The organism is Streptococcus mitis, from assembly GCF_008763935.1.
Lineage (GTDB): Bacteria > Bacillota > Bacilli > Lactobacillales > Streptococcaceae > Streptococcus > Streptococcus mitis_DB.
The window spans coordinates 45,560-64,290 of the sequence record NZ_VTQF01000002.1 but is presented as its reverse complement, the minus strand read 5'-3'; the positions used below and the strand labels follow the sequence as shown (position 1 = coordinate 64,290).

The window sequence follows — 18,731 nt, the reverse complement described above, 5'->3', positions numbered from 1 at the left end:
TCCTCTTATTTCTCTAATTCTAATAAAACACTAAGGGCTGATAAGGCGTAAAGCGGTGCTGTTTCTGCTCGCAAAATGCGAGGGCCAAGTCCTGCTAAGACTGATCCCTTAGCTTCGAAACTCTCAATTTCTGCAGGTGACAGGCCGCCTTCTGGACCAAAGATAAAGAGCAGTTTGGCTCCTTTTTCAAGACCAGAGACCGCTTGTAAGAGCGCAGCGGCTTCACCTTCTTTGGCCGACTCTTCATAAGCCACTACGATGCGGTCAAACTGGTCCAGTTGGGCTAGAAAGTCTGATTTTTTCTCGAAAAGTGTGACACTCGGTACTAGATTACGCTTGCTTTGTTCTGCTGCTCCAAGGGCGATTTTTTCTAGTTTTTCAACCTTTTTATCCAATTTCTTGCCATCCCATTTGGCTACCGACCATTCGGCAGGGAAGGCCCAAATCTGGCTGGCACCCAGTTCGGTTACTTTTTGAGTGATAAACTCCAGCTTGTCTCCCTTGGGAAAGCCAGATGCGATGGTCACTTGGACTGGCAGTTCCACATTGTCATCTAGTTCTTCTACCAATTCAAACTGACGAGCTTCCACATCCAGCACACGCGCCAAGCGCTTGATGCCATCATCAAAGACCAAAGTAACCTCATCATCTTCTTTCAAGCGCATAACCTGAAACATATGCTTGCTGGTTTCCTTGTCCTCGATGGTGACAGGAGAGACTGCACTCCCCTTGACAAAATACTGCTGCATGCTAGCCTCCAATCACACCTGAAATATCCTTGGTTTTCTTAAAGACACAGGCATTCCATTCCCCTTGAACCATGTGGGTTTCAAGGAAAAATCCAGCTGACTCAGCCGACTCGCGCACCATGTCCCACTTGTCCTTGATAATGCCACTCATGATCAGGTAGCCTTCATCCTTGACCAAACGATAGGCATCGTCTGTCAGATGAATGAGAATATCCGCCAAGATATTAGCTACAATCACATCTGCCTCAATCTCAACACCCTTAAGCAAGTCTCCAGCAGCAACGTGGATATTTTCCATTCCAGGGTTAAGTTCAATATTTTCCTGAGCAACACGAACTGCTACATCATCTAGGTCATAGGCGAAGATTTCCTTGGCACCAAGTAGCGAGCTAGCAATGGAGAGAACCCCTGAACCAGTCCCCACATCTAGCACTGTCTCGCCACCACGAAGAACCTGTTCCAAGGCAAAGAGGCTCATCTTAGTAGTTGGATGGGTCCCAGTACCAAAAGCCATCCCAGGATCTAGCTTGATAATCTTTTCCCCAGCAGTCGCCTCATAGTCTGTCCACGACGGCACGATGGTCAAATCATGAGTGATGCGTGCAGGTTCATAGTATTTCTTCCAGTTGTCTGCCCAGTCTTCCTCAGCCAAGGCAGTCGTCCCCATCTTGACCTCTCCCAAATCCATAAAATCTGTCAATTCTGCTAGGCGAGCCTGCAAATCTGCCTCAACCGTTGCTATATCAACCGTGTCAGGGTAGTAGGCGGTCACAACGATTTCTTCTTGTTGCTCGACCTCTGGGAAAATCTCGCCGAAGCGGTCAACATTTCCCACATAATCCATGCTGTCTTCAATCGCAACGCCTTGCGCTCCCAGCTCAATCAAGAGATTGGAAACTAACTCCTCCCCCTCACGCTTAACTGTAACTTTTAACTCTTGCCATGTTTCCATATTTAAGATATCAAGCCCATAAAACACAAAGCCAAAATAGAAACTTCTCTGAAGACACTTGTGTCTAGGAGAAGTTTATCTGTTTGGCACAGTGTTTAGGGCGGGTTCAGTTTAAAATTTAACCGAACCATCCTTTCTAATCACTTACTTTAAAATAATCTTTTAATCTCTCTTGCAACTGAGGTACAACTTGACTGGAGCTAAGAAATTCCTTGACATTCATCAGCTGATAACCCTGCCCTTCATCACCAAAGGTGATATTGTCAAACTGGTTCTGTGTTAACTGACCGACTAGAAATACAGATTGTTTATCCGCAAAAAGCATACTTGGATAAACCTTACTCCAAAGCAGACAATCTTCAGTTAGATGAATGCCCAGTTCTTCATAAACTTCACGCACCACGCACTCAAAAGGACTTTCATCACCCTCTCGTCCACCGCCTGGAAGTTCCCACATATTGGGCCAGGGAATGCTTGCCTTATCATCGCGTAAGATAGTCAGAAGCTTATCCCCACAAAACAAAGCAATCTTACAGCCTGTGAAATCAGAAATCTCTATTTCCATGTCAAACTCCTAGTATCTCGGATAAGGATAAAACTCTCCCTCTTCCAATCCAACTTTTCCTTCTTCAAAGACTTCTTGGTTCCATTCCATGACAAATTCTTCTGCTTCTGGGTCTTCCAAAAAGTCCATAAGGGCATCTAGTCCAACCTCTGCAGTGTCTTTGAGGAATAGAGCAAAATAAGCTAGAAACTCACGAGAAAAACCCTTTTTAGGCAGATAAGGAATGACCGTCAAATAGTCTCCCTCATTGACGGTTGACTTGGCAGGATTGTAGAAAAGGACTGCTTCCTCAAATAGGATATCATCTGACGAAACCTCTCCGTCTTCATCTACCATTTCCACACCTGCAGCATTTTGCGCTTCCAATAGAAAACTCACTTCTACCGCGTGATTGCGCTTGTCCCAACTAATCTCAAAGTCAAAGGGAAAATTCTTCTCCAACTCTTCCTCTAAAACATCTAAAAATCCGTATGTTGCCATCTTGTCCTCTTTCTATGCGACTCTTAAATAGCCCCGATTGCTCGGAAATATGCTAAAATAGATACTACCATCTTACCACAAAATTATTTTATGTCCTAATTATACCATATTACCTCATTTAAACCCTTGGTATTAGTGATTTTCTTAAACGGTTGATTTCCTTATTTTTTTCCAAAAACTCAACACAAAAAGCCCTCGAAAGGGCTAGCAAATCTATAGGATCAATAGACAAGTAACCAGCACAATTAGGAGTGCTTTTTTTATTGACTATTCCCACGATGTCACACTTAATCTTAGGCTTGAATTTTCTTATCTGCAATAGCGTCTGTCAAAGTCTGAGAAAAGTTAAGTCCCATTTCTCGTCCCAACTTATCTGCCCATCTTGGTATGGTCAAGGTCTTTTTAATTGGTTCCTGACTTCCTAAATACTCTGATACATCAACAGATACCATAGAAATAAAAGATTTATCAAGGTCATAGGTTGACACGAAATCTTCATCATCTTTAAAAGGATCATTATCAATTAAAGACAAGCTATTGATATCTGATGGCTGGGGCAAGTCTTCATCACTCTCTATCAAATCTGCAACAGTTATGCCTAACCACTCTGAACCCATAGCCAGAGCCTCAGAAATCCCCTCTCCTTGTGTAGCTGAGTATTCAAAATCCGGGAAATGGACAAAATAAGTCGCTTCTGCTCCGTCTGTATCGTCATAATAAAATAAAGCTGGATACGTAACTAACATCTCACTACCTCCATATCAAAAAGCAGGGGCTGAATTTTACAACCTAGCTTGCTTTCTTATCCCTCTTTCAGTGTACTTATTTAGCTCACCATGAGGGATTGTGATAGTTCTTTCTCCTTGCTTCTCCATTTTAATATAGGCCTTTACCGCCTTTGGTTTTTATCCAACCATGAGCCGTAAGGAGTTTGCCCATCTCTTTTTGTGTCATAGGCATAGCGCTCTTACCTCCTGACAACACTACCATAACACGTGTTACACGTATTGTAAAGGATGATACTTATTATTCTCTTATACCATCCACCCTAGATGTGGTTCTATGAGATTAGCCTTATATAAAAGGATAGGCAGAACTATCAGAGTTCCTGCTTTTCTCGACCCACTAGAAATGGCGCGATTCAATCTCAACATTACTTCTCCTCTCTTCATTAAAATATAATTATCGCCCAAAATTATATTGCGATTTTTCTAAAAGACTACCAAAAACTACTAAATCAATACGTTCGGCAGACGAGAAACTTGCATTGTCAGATAAACTGTTTTATCATTTACCATACTTTATTCATTAGTAATATCACTTGATTTGAAGTATAATATTGGAAAGGAAATCAGTAATGAATTTAGAACAATATTTAGGAAAAGAAATTAGTATTGTTTTTGTTGACGGGCAAATTTTAGAGGGTCATTGTAATAGATTTACAGGGAAACTTGATACGGAAGATGAACTCTATGATGAAATTACAATAAGAACAGATAAATATCCATATATTGGATTTAATGAATCTGAAATCGCATCAATAGAGTTAACTCAAGACGGTATTATAAAATAACAGGAGTTGTTTATTATGAATAAAACTAAAAAAGAGAATTTAATTTTCATTGATGGTTGGGAGCATGTGCATTGCCCTGTATGTGGAACTTTAGTAGAAACTTATGATATTTGCGATGTTTGTCATTGGCAAAATACGGGAGCATTTAATATCGATGGCGGTCCTAATAAAATAACGCTTGCTGAAGCGAAAATGGCTTATAAAAGGAAGAACGACATGAATGAATCACAAAAGACTTGGGAAATTGACGGGGAAATCTGGCTACATTGCCCAGTTTGCGGAGCTGAAGTTATGGACTATGATATCTGTGACGTCTGTCGTTGGCAAAATACAGGTATTATAAATATAGACGGTGGTCCAAATAAGATGACTCTAGCTGAAGCCAAAGAAGCTTACGCAAGGAGAAAAATTGTAAAAATTCGAGAATTTGATACAGTGTTGTTAAAAAACGGTCAAACGGCGACAATTGTCGAAAAGTTAAGTGAAGATACTTTTATTGCTGACATAGGTGATTCACCCAAAGACTGGGATACCATAACAATCACAATCAATGATATTGAAAAAGTAGTGTATAGAAATAGCTAATATATTTGTATAGTGTTGGGAGTAACCTTAAATGAATAAGAGTGGAAAAGAGAATTTAATCATCATTAACGGCAGCGAATATGTCCATTGTCCAGTATGTGGTACTGTTACAGCAGTGTATGATATCTGTGACGTCTGTCAGTGGCAAAATACAGGAGAAACTAATATAGATGGTGGCCCTAATGAAATGACACTTGCAGAAGCCAAAGAAGCTTACGCAAAAGGGATTCCAATAATATAAAATATATAGCTACTATTTTACTTTTCAACCATGTTTATAATTTCTTTTAAGCTTGGTTTGGTTTTTCTAATTCTATCCCATGACCTCATTTTTAAAAAAATCCCTAAATAGATGCCATTTATCTTTGGTAATTCGTTAGAAAGATTGTATTTCTCTCTAATCTCATCTTTATGACTTTCTACAAATTTGCTACGAGGTAAGCAATAAAAAATACCTTCCCCAAAATAACTTAAATCTTCATCAGATAGTTCAATAAGCTCTTCAGGTTTTACAAAAATCGCTCTATTAACTCTATCTTTGCCACTGGCAAAGGCTTTCTCCACAAATCTTTTATCTAGTCCCATCTTTATTTAACTCTCTCAAATTGTTTTAGTTCCAGAACAGTCAGTTCTTTAAATTCTTTTCCTGTTTCGTTTAAATATTTGTTAATTTTTCCAAGATTGTATTTCATAGGTGCTGGTTTCACTCCATTTGGTAAACCAACTAGTCCGTCAAGTTCCATAAATGACTTATTTTCAAGTAGCTTTGAATTTGAAGTATTCATCTAGTTCCATTTTCTCCTTTTCAAATATTGCTATCTAAATTTATATCTACTATGTACTTTATCAAGAAAACTTCCTAACTTGGTAATTCCATTATTTCCATTCCTTATCACCTCTCTTTTCATTATAGTTCATACAATGACATTTAGCAATATTATTTCTCAAGTCAGCAATTCCACTTCTTTAGACTCAACTATCATATTTTGAGCTTTAAGGAAGATCCATTCTTTCATGCTGATACCTCTCCTCATCAAATTAAATAGTCAGAAAAATTCTATCTCACACCCTGAATATTACAAAACCATTGAAATATCACAACTAATAGGCTAGAATGGACATAGTAAGATATATTAGATGAGTTATTCTACTCAAAAAATATGAAACTAAAATCCACGTTAGAAAGGACTGCTATGCCAGACAATCTCGCGCTTCGTATGCGCCCTAAAACCATCGACCAGGTCATTGGTCAGGAACATCTGGTTGGGCCTGGAAAAATTATCCGCCGCATGGTGGAAGCCAACCGCCTGTCCTCCATGATTCTTTATGGACCTCCGGGAATCGGCAAGACCAGTATTGCCTCTGCCATCGCAGGGACTACTAAGTATGCCTTTCGAACTTTCAATGCGACAGTTGATAGTAAAAAACGACTGCAAGAAATTGCGGAAGAGGCTAAATTCTCTGGTGGTCTCGTCCTATTGCTTGACGAGATTCATAGACTAGATAAAACCAAGCAAGACTTCCTCTTGCCTCTCTTGGAAAGTGGTCTGATCATCATGATTGGCGCTACGACTGAAAATCCCTTCTTTTCTGTCACTCCTGCCATCCGTAGCCGAGTTCAAATTTTTGAGTTAGAACCTCTGTCTAACCAAGACGTCAAAGAGGCCCTGCAGATAGCTCTAAGTAACCCTGAGCGTGGTTTTGATTTCCCAGTAGAACTAGATGAGGATGCGCTGGATTTCATCGCAACTTCTACAAACGGAGACCTGCGTTCTGCCTTCAACTCACTGGACTTGGCTGTTCTTTCTACCCCTGAGAATGATGAGGGCATTCGCCATATTACTCTAGACATCATGGAAAATAGTCTTCAGAGAAGCTACATTACTATGGATAAGGATGGAGATGGCCACTATGATGTTCTCTCAGCCCTGCAAAAGTCTATCCGTGGCTCAGATGTTGATGCCAGTCTTCACTATGCTGCCCGCTTGATTGAGGCTGGTGATTTGCCAAGTCTCGCTCGTCGTTTGACTGTTATCGCTTATGAAGATATCGGTTTGGCCAATCCTGAAGCCCAGATTCACACCGTGACTGCTCTGGGTGCTGCACAAAGGATTGGTTTCCCAGAAGCCCGCATTCTCATTGCCAATGTCGTCATTGATTTGGCCCTTTCTCCAAAATCCAACTCAGCCTATGTAGCTATGGATAAGGCACTTGCCGACCTCAAAACATCAGGGCACTTGCCTATTCCGCGACACCTGCGTGATGGACACTACAGCGGAAGCAAGGAACTAGGGAATGCCCAAGACTATCTCTATCCACACAACTATCCTGGAAATTGGGTCAAGCAAGACTATCTGCCAGAAAAAATCCGCAATCATCACTATTTCCAAGCAGAAGATACTGGTAAATATGAACGGGCTTTGGCTCAAAGAAAGGAAGCTATCGACCGTTTGCGAAAAATCTGAAATCCTTTTCAAAAAATTGCACTTTCCTCTTGATTTTTTTTGAAAAAGTGGTATCATATAAACATAGAAACGCTGTGGTGTACGACTTCACACTTAAGTGTTGACCGACTATTTTTTGTATTATTAGGGAAACAAAAGTCTTCTAACAGCATGTAGGCCGTCTCACACGGAAACAGCTTCAGTTAGAGCGAGTTGCCCACCTGCTTAATTGCGCGGGTTCAATACAAACCGTGAAGTTTCGGCACCAATACAGCTTTTTTCTTTGCCTCCTTAGCTCAGCTGGCAGAGCAGCGGACTCTTAATCCGTGGGTCACAGGTTCGATCCCTGTAGGGGGCATCTAAATACAACAGGAAAAGCCTTGATAACCAAGGCTTTTTTGCTTGTCTATAACTGATTTACCCCATCATTTGTCCCACATTTTAAATCTATCTTTTCTTTTTGAATCAAATTACATCTTTACAAATAGTGTAAAGCCAGTTACTTTTGCTTTGATGCCATACAATATTTTCATGTAGAGAAGACAAATTTTATCTTCTCTTTTTATTTTCAAAATAATAAAAACTGATTTTCTTTTCATAAATCAGACTGAAACTTCCAAATTTTCCATTTTGTTTATTGACATTTCCTCTAAAAAGGTGTATAATATTTTTATTATCAAACTATACTATATAGGGGGTATTGAAATGAAATTTTCTAATCGTTTACTGCTATTCCTTGCAGGAGTTGTTTTTGTCCTTTTAGGACTTTTCCTATTTACAAACCCAGTAGCTAATCTTGTTGTTTACAGCTGGTGGATTGCATTTGGTTTACTGGTTTCTTCTATAGCAGCTATTTTAGGCTATTTCTCTGTACCAAAAGAGCTTCGCTCACCAGCTCATCTTTTCCAAGGGATTGTTAATCTTCTCTTAGCTCTTTACCTCGTTGCCTATGGCTTTGTGACGCTGCCAGTTGTCATTCCAACTATTTTAGGAATTTGGTTAATTGTAGAAGCCATTATAGCTTTCTTTAAAGGCAATCGTCTGGGATTGATTTTCCCTATTATTGGCAACCATATCATGTGGATAGCGTTGCTTGCATTTTTACTAGGTCTAGTGATTTTGTTCAATCCAGTAGCTACAAGTGTCTTTGTCGTTTATGTCGTTGCCTTTGCATTTTTAATTGTTGGTTTCACCTATATCCTTGATGCCTTTCGTAAATAATCTAGCTGCCATTTTGGGCATATTAAAATAGCTGGGAAGTTACATTCTCAGCTTTTTCTGTTGCCTCCTTAGCTCAGTTGGTAGAGCAGTAGACTCTTAAGCTATGGGGCGCAGGTTCGAGCCCTGCAGGGGGCACATCTAAATCAACAGAAATAAGCCTTGAAACCAAGGCTTTTTTTAACGTCTAATAGCTTTTTGTAGAAAAGTATTTAAAAATAAAAGAGAAGAGAATCTCTCACTCTCTTCTCAGTATATCTTATTAAATTTAGTTTTTCTTAATCTACCTGATTTTCCTTTGCAACGACAAATTCTTTAACCAGTCGATAGATAACAGCAAATACGGGGGTAAAGAATATCATTCCAAGTAAGCCAAAGAGATTGCCTCCAATACTAGCAGCCGCAAGCGTGAATAGGGCTGGCAAACCAATAGACTGACCTACAACTCTAGGATAAATAAGGTTTCCTTCAATCAGCTGTATAACTTGATATAGAAGAAGAGAAAGTAAGGCTTGAGTAGGACTCACTGTGAAGATAAAAATCGCTCCCACAACACAAGCAATCATAGGCCCTACATAAGGAATGAACGATAGCACTCCTGCAAAGATACCTGTCATTACTCCATAGGGTATCCCAAACACGCTGTAACCAACCGCTATCATAACTCCTATGATGACTGCTTCAATCAGCTGACTCATCAAAAATTGGTCATAAGTCTCTAGTGCTACTTGTCCAATGTAAGTCAACTTTATCACCACCTTCTCTGGAAGAAAAACTTTTAGAAGTCGACTCGTCATCGCTGCCAAATGTTCCTTACTGGATAAAAATAAAAAGGTGAAGACTATAATCAAAAAGGCATTCATCAAACTTGAAAAAATATTGCCGATATTACTAGTCAGACCTGATAAAAAACCTATCAAAGCTTGGCTAATAGAGCTAGACTGTCCCTGTATGCCTGATACGATAGTTGACAACATGTCTTTGGTTACAAATTCCGAGCTGCCTAGCAATTTCCCAAGTTGAGTAAGGACTGTTGAAAGGACTGTTCCCAGCTGACTAATAGTCTGGGCTAGGGTTGGCAGCACCAAAACCAAAAGAGCAATCACGATTAAGATAAGAGCTAGGAAAACAAGTACCATGGCAATCGGACGACGCAACTCTGCCTTTACCTTCAATTTAACTAAGTACTGTTCAATTTTTTTCATAGGAACATTAAGCACAAAAGCAATAACAGCACCATAAATCAAGGTTGATATTACATCAAAGAGAGAGATTGCTCCTGATATAAAGCTCGATGCATTCAGAATTACAAGAGCAACCAGCCCTATAAAAAGTATTAACGGGGTGTATTTTTTTACTAAGTTCATAAATTCTCCTTAATAAACATGTTTAGATACGACTATACTATTTGGTTTTTCAAACTCTCGATTAAGGTAGGCTTGGTAAGTTCCTGGAGCGATAAATCCTTTGGGTGAGAGGATATCGGTGCCAGCCTGACCGACTATGGTATCAGCCAAGAGCACACAGTTTGTAGATAAGACAAAGTAGGATTTAAACTTAGATTTGATAAATTTATAAAGTTCCCCATCTGTCTCATGTCTGATTTTATAAGCGTAGGTGTAGTCTTCCTTACCATCACCTGTCATGATTTTATCTGCACTTGGCTCCCATGGAATCGTCAGTTGTTTCAATTCAGCCAACTTTTTCTGAACTGCTTTTTCCATTTCAGGCGTCAAAACTATCCCATAACCAAAAAGCGTTTTTTGACTCTCACGTTTACATAGGTCAATGTACTTGTCACGATCACAGAAATATAAGACACCATCTCCTACCATGCCAAATAAGGTCTCAGAAGACGGATCATAGTTGCCATAAGAAATAACACGGCCTTGATAGCAGATATCCACATGACCAATTGCCGAAAACAGAGAGGTCTCAGCTGTATGAACAAAAATTTCAAGCTCCGCTGTCTTACCAGACTTCACTATTCCAAGATGGATATCTTCTTCCTCATCAGCATTTTCCAGCATAAATTTGTTAACTTTTGCTAAAGTTCTTGCAGGGATGAGAGCGGCTAGGACAATAGGTAAGCTAATTCTAATACGACGTTTGAGATGGTTTTTCCCAATTTCCTCCTCAAACAAGAAACCATCACGGATATTGGACACACCATAAAGGAAAAAATAAGCCCCTAATACAAAGAGTTGAAAGACAGAATTTCCTGTAGAGGACAAAAGACTAGTCCCACCAAGAAAAACTAGTACGAGTCCATCTAGTAAGAGACGAAAACGAGGTCGAATTTTGTTTTTGCGGTAGAGAACATAGGTGACAAGGTTAATACTAGCATGAAAAATCTGATAAACTCCAATCACAAGAGCCAAAATATAAATCGGCACATCCGTCGCAAGATTGGAGCCAAGCAAATATCCCAGCACTAACAATTTAACCAGTGCAACTCCCAAGGTGTCCGTTGACTGACTTTTTTTGAAAATACGTAATACTAAATCTAAGACCGTTGCTATCCAAGCTAAAAACAGAACCAGTCGAATAACCTTTACTGGCAACCAAGTCCCCGTGACCATCAAGATGAGACCTAGCAGAACAAACAAGAACCCCTGAGCAAGTAATTTCTTACCTGTCAGACCTAAAGATAGAATTTTTTCCATATAAAAACCTTTCAACAATAAAAATTAAACACTCCGATTAAACTGACTAGTAAATAGCCAACACTACAAACAGCCTGTGCCAGCAACATATGGTGACTAGAAATGACTGTAATAATGTCACCATCTTGTCTTATGCACTTCTAAAATTTGTTATATTGATTAGAAACCAGAGCTTATAAAAACTAGCTAAACTCGAGAGATAGACACAATTGCGACGAAAAAATGTATAACCAATTCAACTTGTTAAGGTAAGAAAGCATTATTTCCAATCTATTAATTATTCATCTATTACCTATTATGACACAATATTCCCTATAGTTCAACTTTTTACTTGTTTTTATATTACACGGACTAAAAAGTTTTCAACAGTTGATTGCATTTGTTTTAATAAGTTTTAACCTTTCTTGGTTAGATAAAAAAAGAACCATACAGTTTAGAATCTGTATGGTTTTTGCCCCACTTTTGTCCCATTTTTAAATCATGACATTGAAAATACCTAAAAGTACCTTCCGAAAATCATCTATATTTCAATATTTTTGATTACTTTCAATATGAAAATTTCATACAAATTCATGTAGGGGGCATCTACATACAACAGGAAAAGCCTTGATTTACAAGGCTTTTTTGTGTAGTCTTAGCACTAAAAAACGATAGAAAAAACACCCCTTCTGAACTGCACCCCAAAAGTTAGACAGAAAAAACCTAACTTTTGTGGCGCAGTTCATTCGCGTCACATGAAGTTATTTAAGCATCTCCCTTTTTTTATTACCATTTTCTGTTATAATAAATTGTACTTCTAAAATAGAAAGGTCTTAAGATGACAACTCTTATTAAACATAAACGTGTAGAATTTTCAGAACTTTTTTATGACCTAGTTTTTGTTTTTGCAATTTCAAAAGTAACTACTTTAATTGACCATCTTCATAACGGTATTTTGACTTGGAATTCTTTCCTTGATTTTTTCATTGCTACTTTGTTTCTCATCGATTCCTGGATGATTCAAACCGATTATACCAATCGCTATGGAAAGAACTCTTTATTTAACATAGTAATCATGTTTATCAAAATGGGAATTTTACTCTTTATAGCCAATATGATTGGACCTGATTGGCAACAATATTTTCATTATCTCTGTTGGGCTATTGGTACATTAACCCTTACCTTATTTTTTCAATATTTGGTTGAATTTTTTAGAAAATCAACCGATGATGCTAATCGGGAAAGTATCAAAGGTTTTCTATGGATAACAGGTCTAGGAAGTTTAGGATTCTATCTAGCAGCTCTTCTTCCTATTTACCTTAGAGTCTATATCTTATTTGCTAGTATTCTGCTAACATTTATTATGCCAAGTATCTTGCTTAATAAAGATAAGCATTACCAGGTAAATCTCCCCCATTTAATCGAGCGCATCTCCCTTCTTGTCATTATTATGTTTGGAGAGATGATTACGGAGCTAGCTAACTTCTTTACAATCGAGAATTTCTCGATTTATTCGGTTCTTTATTTCATTATTATGATTTCTCTGTTCTTGTTTTATTTTGGTCAATTCGACCATGCTATTGATGAAAAATCTAATCAAAAGGGACTATTTCTAATTTACAGTCACTATCCTATTTTCATTGGACTTCTTATGATGACCGTTTCGATGAGTTTTCTTCTGAATCCTGAAGCTAATCGTCTCTTTGCAACCAGCTTCTCTTATATCGGATTTGGCCTCTTTCAAGCTGCTGTCCTAGTAAATGGGCCCCATAACAAACACTATCTTCGCTATTCGAAAAGTTACTACTGTGTCCAAGCGACACTCTATCTGGCTGCCTTGATTCTCTCTTTAATCTTTGCTTCTAATCCTATAATAGTAGTGAGTATAACAACCATTTTAGCTCTAGCTATAGCCATTCATTTTATTTATTTTTATATGACACAGAATAAAAAATATTCCAAATCTAACTGGGGGCTCTTTTAATGAGTTTATAACATAAAAAAGCTTTGGGAACCAAGGCTTTTTTGATTTCTATCTAAACTTTTTCATAAGGTATTTTCGTGCAGGTGCTTCAACTATTTGAACGATTTCAAATCCTTCTTTTTGATAAAGGTGCTGAGCTGCTTGATTTGCCTCGAAGACATTTAGAGAAATACTATCTATGTCTCCATTTTCAAAGACCAAACTAACAAATTTCCTTAAAGCCTGGCTACCTAAGCCTTGTCCCTGTTTCTGGGGATTGATAAAAAATCTTCCAATATGAAGATTGCTGTCTTCTTGCCTGATTTTCTGGATAAGCCCCACAAACTCGTATCCATCAAAGATTGAAAAGAATCCTTCCAAATCTTGCAAAACTTGAATTGTCAAGGGAAAAGGAATCATTGGTCCCATCCATTGTTCTTGAAAGGATTTGCCTAGGGAGTTGGACCATTTGCATACGAGCTGAGCGTTTTCTGTGCTCACCTTTTCTTCAAAACGAACTATCATCTTTGCCTCACCATCTTATCTATGTTTCTCCATTATACTACTTCTCCTATTTTTTACGAATAGATAAGTATGATTGATATTTATTTTTTTCTTGTCGGGAGCATTCTCGCTTCCTTTCTTGGTTTGGTCATTGACCGCTTTCCAGAGCAATCTATTATCCAACCTGCTAGTCACTGCGATTCCTGTCAGACTCGCTTGCGTCCCTTAGATTTGATTCCTATTCTCTCGCAGGTGCTCAATCGCTTTCGCTGTCGCTACTGCAAGGCTCCTTATCCTATTTGGTATGCCCTCTTTGAACTAGGTTTAGGACTCCTCTTTCTGGCTTGGTCATGGGGCTGGCTTTCCTTGGTACAAGTCGTCCTCATAACTGCCGGTTTGACCTTGGGTATCTACGACTTTCGCCATCAGGAATATCCCCTACTGGTCTGGATGACTTTCCACCTAATCCTCATGGCTTCCTCTGGCTGGAATCTAGTCATGGTCTTCTTCCTTGCTCTTGGAATTGTGGCTCATTTTATCGATATCCGCATGGGTGCAGGGGATTTTCTCTTTTTAGCTTCTTGTGCTATCGTCTTTAGCGCAACCGAATTACTCATCTTGATTCAGTTTGCTTCTACGACGGGCATCCTGGCCTTTCTACTGCAAAAGAAAAAGGAAAGACTTCCTTTCGTGCCTTTCCTCTTACTCGCTGCCTGTGTAATTATTTTTGGTAAGCTACTGCTTGTTTGATAAAGTCCTCAATCGGCTCTCCTTGGTGGAGAGCTTTTACGATTTTTGAACCGACGATAACGCCATCTGACACCGCATTGAAGCGTTCTACATCAGCTTGACTAGATACGCCAAAACCTGTCAAGACTGGGATATCGGCCACTTGATGAAGTTGTGCCAAGTGCTTGTCCAAATCTGCGCGGTAATTGCCTGATTTCCCTGTCACCCCATTGATGGCAACCGCATAGACGAATCCTTCTGCCCCATCAATCAACTCTTTCTGACGCTCAAGCCCTGTCGTCAAACTAACTAGGGGAATCAAAGCGATGTCTGTATCTGCCAAATAAGGCTCCACAAAATTGGTATGCTCATGAGGAAGGTCTGGAATGATCAAGCCCTTAACCGCTGTATCTGCCAAATCTTTGACAAAGTTCTCCACACCGTACTGAAAGAGAGGGTTGAAGTAGGTCATGATGACAAGTGGAACCTCTGTTTCAATTGTTTTCAATGTTTCAACCAAAGCCTGGGTAGAGGTCCCGTGGGCTAAACTGCGCAAACCAGCTTCTTCGATAACAGGTCCATCTGCAACAGGGTCTGAAAAGGGAATACCCACTTCAATGGCAGAGACACCCAAATCTTCTAAAAAGTGTATTGTTTCTCCGAGTCCATCCAAACCTTTTTCATGGTCACCAGCCATGATATAGGGAACAAAAATTCCTTTTCCAGCTGCTTTAATAGCGTTTAATTTTTCTGTTAGTGTCTTAGGCATGAGCTTCTCCCTTCTTTGCTGCATCTGCTTCCAAGCGGTCTTTGACTTGAACTACATCCTTATCCCCACGACCTGATAGACAGACTATCATGGATTTGTCTGGTCCAAGTTCTTTGGCCAATTTCACTGCAAAGGCGATCGCATGGCTAGATTCTAAGGCTGGGATAATTCCTTCCACACGAGACAAGAGTTGGAATCCTTCCAAGGCTTCTTCGTCAGTCACAGGAACATAGCTGGCACGTTTGATATCGTGGTAGTGAGAATGTTCTGGACCGATACCAGGATAGTCCAAACCTGCTGAGATCGAGAAGGCTTCAAGAATTTGACCATGGGCATCTTGGAGCACATCCATGAGGGAACCGTGAAGGACACCCGGACGACCCTTGGTCAAGGTAGCTGCGTGATGCTCTGTATCCACACCAAGTCCTGCTGCTTCAGCTCCATACATAGCTACTGATTCATCTTCTACAAATGGATGGAAGAGACCGATGGCATTAGAACCACCACCAACACAGGCTACTAAGGCATCTGGTAGATTTTTACCTGTCAAGTCACGGTACTGTTGTTTAGCTTCTCGACCAATAACACTTTGGAAGTCACGAACGATTTCTGGGAATGGATGAGGCCCCAAGGCAGAACCAAGGATATAGTGGGTATCATCAATATTAGCTACCCATGAACGAAGGGCTGCATTGACCGCATCCTTGAGCACGCGCGAACCGTCTGTCACTGCCTCAACCTTAGCTCCCAAAAGCTCCATACGGAACACATTGAGGGCTTGGCGTTTGACATCTTCCTCACCCATGTAGATAGTACATTCCATGTTAAAGAGGGCTGCAGCAGTTGCAGTTGCCACACCGTGCTGACCAGCACCTGTTTCAGCGATAATTTTCTTTTTACCCATGCGTTTAGCCAGAAGAACTTGTCCCAAGGCATTGTTAATCTTGTGGGCCCCTGTATGGTTAAGGTCTTCACGTTTAAGATAAATCTTGGCTCCGCCGATATGCTGGGTCAAGTTTTTTGCGTAGTAAAGAGGAGTTTCACGCCCCACATACTGGCGCAAAAGTTGGTTTAATTCCTCTTGGAAACTTGGGTCTGCCTGACTTTCACGATAAGCCTTTTCCAACTCCAAAACTGCTGTCATCAATGTTTCTGGGACAAAACGTCCACCGAATTTTCCGTAAAATCCATCTTTATTTGGTTCTTGATATGCCATTCTTTACCCTCTCTATAAATCTTCTAATCTTTTCCTGATCTTTTTGTCCATCTGTCTCCACTCCGCTCGATACATCGACTGCATAGGGAGTAAAATGTTGAATTGCTTTTACGACATTGTCTTCATTAAGCCCACCTGCGATAAAGAAGGGCTGAGTTAATCCAGTCGTATCCAGTTGACCCCAATCAAAGGTCTGGCCACTCCCAGCCACAGGAGCATCAAAGAGTAGATAGTCTGCCTGAGAATTAGGCACATGCCCATTTCCATCCACCTGCACAGCCTGAATGCTGGCACAAGGCAAATTCTCAAACAAATCATCTGCTACCTGACCATGAACTTGAACCAAGTCCAAGCCAACTTTTTCAATCGCTTCTAGCAGTTGAGCTCGACTTGGTGAAACAAATACACCAACCTTTTTAACGTTCACTGGAATGAGCTTTGCCAGCTCAGCAGCCTGTTCTAAGGTCACCTGTCTCTTACTAGGTGCGAAGACAAAACCGATGTAGTCTGCTCCTGCTGATACGGCTGTTTCCACCGCTTCTTTGGTCGATAGTCCACAAATCTTAACCTTTGTCAATCTGCAACTCCTTGATTCTTTGAGCCACATCCTCTGCCTGCATGAGAGCTGTCCCAACTAAAATTCCATTAAAGGATGGTGCTACTCGTTCCGCATCCTGCCCTGTGAAAATGGCAGATTCAGAAATGTAATAACGACCTTCCTCAAAGTGCTGGGCCAAATCTACACTGGTCTGCAAGTCAACTTCAAAGGTAGTCAAGTTGCGATTATTGACCCCGATAATCTGGGCACCAAGTCTGTGAGCCACTTCTAGTTCAGCTAGATTGTGGGTTTCCACCAAGACTTCCAGACCAAGCTCTGTCGCGTAGTCATAGAGTTCCTTGACACGTTCTTCTGACAAGGCAGCGACAATGAGTAAGATAACTGTCGCACCAGCATTGCGAGCACGGATGATTTGCTTTTCATCGATGATAAAGTCCTTGTTCAGCGTCGGAATCTCTACCTGACTTGAAATCTCTCGCAGATAATCCAAATGCCCTTTAAAGAAAACTTCATCTGTCAAAACCGAAATCATCACTGCGCCATTCGCTTCATAAGTCTGGACCTGTTGCACAATATCCACATCGAGATTGATATCTCCCAGACTAGGGCTAGCTTTCTTGACTTCAGCGATTACCTGTAAACGGTCTTGGTGATTCTTCAAAAATTCAGCCAAGCGATAGGTCTGGCGTAGGGGCTGGATCTCCTCCAGCTCCATCTGCTCTACCTCACGCGCCTTCTGCTCCAAAATTCGTGCTAAAAATTCCTGACTCATTTTTGGTACTCCTGTAACAGTCTGAGTTTTTCAAGGGCCTTGCCACTAACAATCACTTGACGAGCCAAGGCAATTCCTTCCTTGATACTAGCTACCTTACCATTAGCATAGAAACCAAGACCAGCATTTAAAACTGTCGTTTCCAAGAATGGACTTGGTTCGTTTTGAAGAACACTAAGCAAAATTTCTGCATTTTCCTGAGCATTTCCTCCACGAATATCTTCGATAGCGTAGCGCTCCATTCCCAAATCCTCTGGAGTAAAGCTCGACAAGGTAATTTCACCATTTTCAAGAAGAGCAATCGTGGTTGTTCCATTCAAACCAGCTTCATCCAAACCTTCTGGTCCAGCAACCACGATGGCACGTTTGCGACCCATATTTTTCAAAACCTGAGCTGTACTTTCTAGAAGTTCTGGACGGCTAATTCCAAGAAGCTGTGTTTCTAAAGCCATTGGATGAATCAGGGGACCAGTCAAGTTCATAATCGTTGGAATTCCTAGTTCCAAACGAGCTGGCATGATGTATTTCATAGCTGGGTGCATATTTTTAGCAAAGAGAAAGACGATTCCAGTTTTATCAAAAACCTTACCTAGTTCAGCTGGTTTGAGGTCTAGGTTAATACCCAAGGCTTCGAGGACATCTGCAGAACCAGATTTAGAAGAAATCGAGCGATTACCATGCTTGGCCATATGAACACCGCCACCAGCCAAGACAAAGGCTGCAGTTGTAGAGATGTTAAAGCTGAAAGACTTGTCCCCACCTGTACCACAGTTGTCCATAGCGTCATGGATTTCAGTTGGAATGTGTTGGGCATGTCCTCTCATGACTTGGGCAATGGCTGTGCGTTCCTCAGGTGTTTCCCCCTTCATCTTAAGAGCCAAGAGGAGAGAAGCAATCTGCGCCTCCGTTACACGCCCAGTTACGATACGCTCAATGACATCCGTCATTTCCACACCTGATAAATTTTCAAATTTTGCTAGTTTTTCAATAATCTCTTTCATCCTGGTT

Annotated in this window: 21 protein-coding genes, 2 tRNA genes and 3 pseudogenes; 10 read left to right on the top strand and 16 right to left on the bottom strand. The window is 40.4% G+C overall.

The genetic code is table 11. From position 1 onward, the window contains the following. Positions 1-5 precede the first annotated feature (5 nt). The 6 genes and pseudogenes from F9B91_RS03005 to F9B91_RS02980 all read right to left on the bottom strand — a co-directional run bounded on the left by F9B91_RS03005 (position 6) and on the right by F9B91_RS02980 (position 3,706). A complete protein-coding gene (locus F9B91_RS03005; protein WP_125425930.1) occupies positions 6-749 on the bottom strand; it encodes a 16S rRNA (uracil(1498)-N(3))-methyltransferase in 744 nt (247 codons plus the stop codon). Position 750: 1 nt separating this feature from the next. After that, the gene (gene prmA, locus F9B91_RS03000) at positions 751-1,701 is read right to left on the bottom strand and encodes a 50S ribosomal protein L11 methyltransferase (protein ID WP_125425928.1); all 951 of its coding nucleotides are present in this window, start codon (positions 1,699-1,701) and stop codon (positions 751-753) included. A 136-nt stretch (positions 1,702-1,837) separates the two neighbouring features. After that, complete coding sequence (locus tag F9B91_RS02995) at positions 1,838-2,266, bottom strand: NUDIX hydrolase (protein ID WP_125425926.1); 429 nt, start codon at positions 2,264-2,266, stop codon at positions 1,838-1,840. 9 nt (positions 2,267-2,275) lie between these two features. Next, positions 2,276-2,746: a DUF3013 family protein gene (locus tag F9B91_RS02990; protein WP_125425924.1), complete on the bottom strand. Its 471-nt coding sequence runs from the start codon at positions 2,744-2,746 to the stop codon at positions 2,276-2,278. A 293-nt stretch (positions 2,747-3,039) separates the two neighbouring features. Next, positions 3,040-3,492 carry a type II toxin-antitoxin system HicB family antitoxin gene (locus F9B91_RS02985; protein ID WP_084888798.1) on the bottom strand — a complete coding sequence of 151 codons (453 nt, stop codon included), beginning with the start codon at positions 3,490-3,492 and terminating at the stop codon, positions 3,040-3,042. A gap of 36 nt (positions 3,493-3,528) precedes the next feature. Then, positions 3,529-3,706, bottom strand: a pseudogene (locus tag F9B91_RS02980) (type II toxin-antitoxin system HicA family toxin). A gap of 397 nt (positions 3,707-4,103) precedes the next feature. Between F9B91_RS02980 and F9B91_RS02975 the strand changes: the two are divergent. From F9B91_RS02975 to F9B91_RS02960, 4 genes and pseudogenes are all read left to right on the top strand, one after another. Continuing rightward, a complete protein-coding gene (locus tag F9B91_RS02975; protein WP_125425922.1) occupies positions 4,104-4,319 on the top strand; it encodes a hypothetical protein in 216 nt (71 codons plus the stop codon). Positions 4,320-4,334: 15 nt separating this feature from the next. Further along, positions 4,335-4,526, top strand: a pseudogene (locus tag F9B91_RS02970) (CPCC family cysteine-rich protein); the annotation flags it as partial. 9 nt (positions 4,527-4,535) lie between these two features. Continuing rightward, positions 4,536-4,721, top strand: a pseudogene (locus tag F9B91_RS11405) (CPCC family cysteine-rich protein); the annotation flags it as partial. Positions 4,722-4,935: 214 nt separating this feature from the next. Further along, positions 4,936-5,145: a CPCC family cysteine-rich protein gene (locus F9B91_RS02960; RefSeq protein WP_125425920.1), complete on the top strand. Its 210-nt coding sequence runs from the start codon at positions 4,936-4,938 to the stop codon at positions 5,143-5,145. A gap of 17 nt (positions 5,146-5,162) precedes the next feature. Here the strand turns inward: F9B91_RS02960 and F9B91_RS02955 are convergent, their stop codons facing one another. Beyond that, complete coding sequence (locus tag F9B91_RS02955; RefSeq protein WP_084888805.1) at positions 5,163-5,489, bottom strand: hypothetical protein; 327 nt, start codon at positions 5,487-5,489, stop codon at positions 5,163-5,165. A 2-nt stretch (positions 5,490-5,491) separates the two neighbouring features. Further along, a complete protein-coding gene (locus tag F9B91_RS02950) occupies positions 5,492-5,689 on the bottom strand; it encodes a hypothetical protein (RefSeq protein ID WP_001098072.1) in 198 nt (65 codons plus the stop codon). Between the two features lie 408 nt (positions 5,690-6,097). Between F9B91_RS02950 and F9B91_RS02945 the strand changes: the two genes are divergently transcribed. The 4 genes from F9B91_RS02945 to F9B91_RS02930 all read left to right on the top strand — a co-directional run bounded on the left by F9B91_RS02945 (position 6,098) and on the right by F9B91_RS02930 (position 8,704). Further along, complete coding sequence (locus F9B91_RS02945; protein WP_150922472.1) at positions 6,098-7,369, top strand: replication-associated recombination protein A; 1,272 nt, start codon at positions 6,098-6,100, stop codon at positions 7,367-7,369. A gap of 264 nt (positions 7,370-7,633) precedes the next feature. Next, positions 7,634-7,706: transfer RNA gene (locus tag F9B91_RS02940), tRNA-Lys, on the top strand. 347 nt (positions 7,707-8,053) lie between these two features. Further along, the gene (locus tag F9B91_RS02935) at positions 8,054-8,569 is read left to right on the top strand and encodes a DUF308 domain-containing protein (protein ID WP_033681462.1); all 516 of its coding nucleotides are present in this window, start codon (positions 8,054-8,056) and stop codon (positions 8,567-8,569) included. A gap of 62 nt (positions 8,570-8,631) precedes the next feature. After that, positions 8,632-8,704: transfer RNA gene (locus F9B91_RS02930), tRNA-Lys, on the top strand. A 140-nt stretch (positions 8,705-8,844) separates the two neighbouring features. Here F9B91_RS02930 and F9B91_RS02925 read toward each other — a convergent pair. Together F9B91_RS02925 and F9B91_RS02920 are read right to left on the bottom strand one after the other, a co-directional pair. Beyond that, positions 8,845-9,933 carry an AI-2E family transporter gene (locus tag F9B91_RS02925; protein ID WP_001055019.1) on the bottom strand — a complete coding sequence of 363 codons (1,089 nt, stop codon included), beginning with the start codon at positions 9,931-9,933 and terminating at the stop codon, positions 8,845-8,847. Between the two features lie 9 nt (positions 9,934-9,942). Next, the gene (locus tag F9B91_RS02920) at positions 9,943-11,232 is read right to left on the bottom strand and encodes a membrane protein (RefSeq protein ID WP_038806286.1); all 1,290 of its coding nucleotides are present in this window, start codon (positions 11,230-11,232) and stop codon (positions 9,943-9,945) included. A gap of 817 nt (positions 11,233-12,049) precedes the next feature. On the opposite strand from F9B91_RS02920, the gene F9B91_RS02910 reads away from it, so the two are divergent. Further along, complete coding sequence (locus F9B91_RS02910) at positions 12,050-13,195, top strand: low temperature requirement protein A (RefSeq protein WP_150922471.1); 1,146 nt, start codon at positions 12,050-12,052, stop codon at positions 13,193-13,195. 48 nt (positions 13,196-13,243) lie between these two features. On the opposite strand, the gene F9B91_RS02905 is transcribed toward F9B91_RS02910, so the two are convergent. Continuing rightward, complete coding sequence (locus tag F9B91_RS02905) at positions 13,244-13,699, bottom strand: GNAT family N-acetyltransferase (protein WP_150922470.1); 456 nt, start codon at positions 13,697-13,699, stop codon at positions 13,244-13,246. Between the two features lie 69 nt (positions 13,700-13,768). On the opposite strand from F9B91_RS02905, the gene F9B91_RS02900 reads away from it, so the two are divergent. Then, positions 13,769-14,428 carry a prepilin peptidase gene (locus F9B91_RS02900; protein WP_150922469.1) on the top strand — a complete coding sequence of 220 codons (660 nt, stop codon included), beginning with the start codon at positions 13,769-13,771 and terminating at the stop codon, positions 14,426-14,428. Here F9B91_RS02900 and trpA read toward each other — a convergent pair. The 5 genes from trpA to trpD are packed head-to-tail and all read right to left on the bottom strand — an operon-like array spanning position 14,400 to position 18,724. Beyond that, complete coding sequence (gene trpA, locus F9B91_RS02895; RefSeq protein WP_150922468.1) at positions 14,400-15,176, bottom strand: tryptophan synthase subunit alpha; 777 nt, start codon at positions 15,174-15,176, stop codon at positions 14,400-14,402. The genes F9B91_RS02900 and trpA overlap by 29 nt on opposite strands. Further along, complete coding sequence (gene trpB, locus F9B91_RS02890) at positions 15,169-16,392, bottom strand: tryptophan synthase subunit beta (RefSeq protein ID WP_049488262.1); 1,224 nt, start codon at positions 16,390-16,392, stop codon at positions 15,169-15,171. Before trpB ends, trpA begins: the two co-directional genes overlap by 8 nt. Beyond that, positions 16,370-16,969, bottom strand: a complete 600-nt coding sequence (locus tag F9B91_RS02885; protein ID WP_191962399.1) for a phosphoribosylanthranilate isomerase — start codon at positions 16,967-16,969, stop codon at positions 16,370-16,372. The genes trpB and F9B91_RS02885 overlap by 23 nt, the downstream gene beginning before the upstream one ends. Beyond that, complete coding sequence (trpC, locus tag F9B91_RS02880) at positions 16,956-17,723, bottom strand: indole-3-glycerol phosphate synthase TrpC (protein WP_150922466.1); 768 nt, start codon at positions 17,721-17,723, stop codon at positions 16,956-16,958. The genes F9B91_RS02885 and trpC overlap by 14 nt, the downstream gene beginning before the upstream one ends. Then, positions 17,720-18,724 (bottom strand): anthranilate phosphoribosyltransferase, encoded by a 1,005-nt coding sequence (gene trpD / locus F9B91_RS02875; RefSeq protein ID WP_042900463.1) that lies wholly within the window; start codon positions 18,722-18,724, stop codon positions 17,720-17,722. The genes trpC and trpD overlap by 4 nt, the downstream gene beginning before the upstream one ends. Between the last annotated feature and the right edge of the window lie 7 nt (positions 18,725-18,731).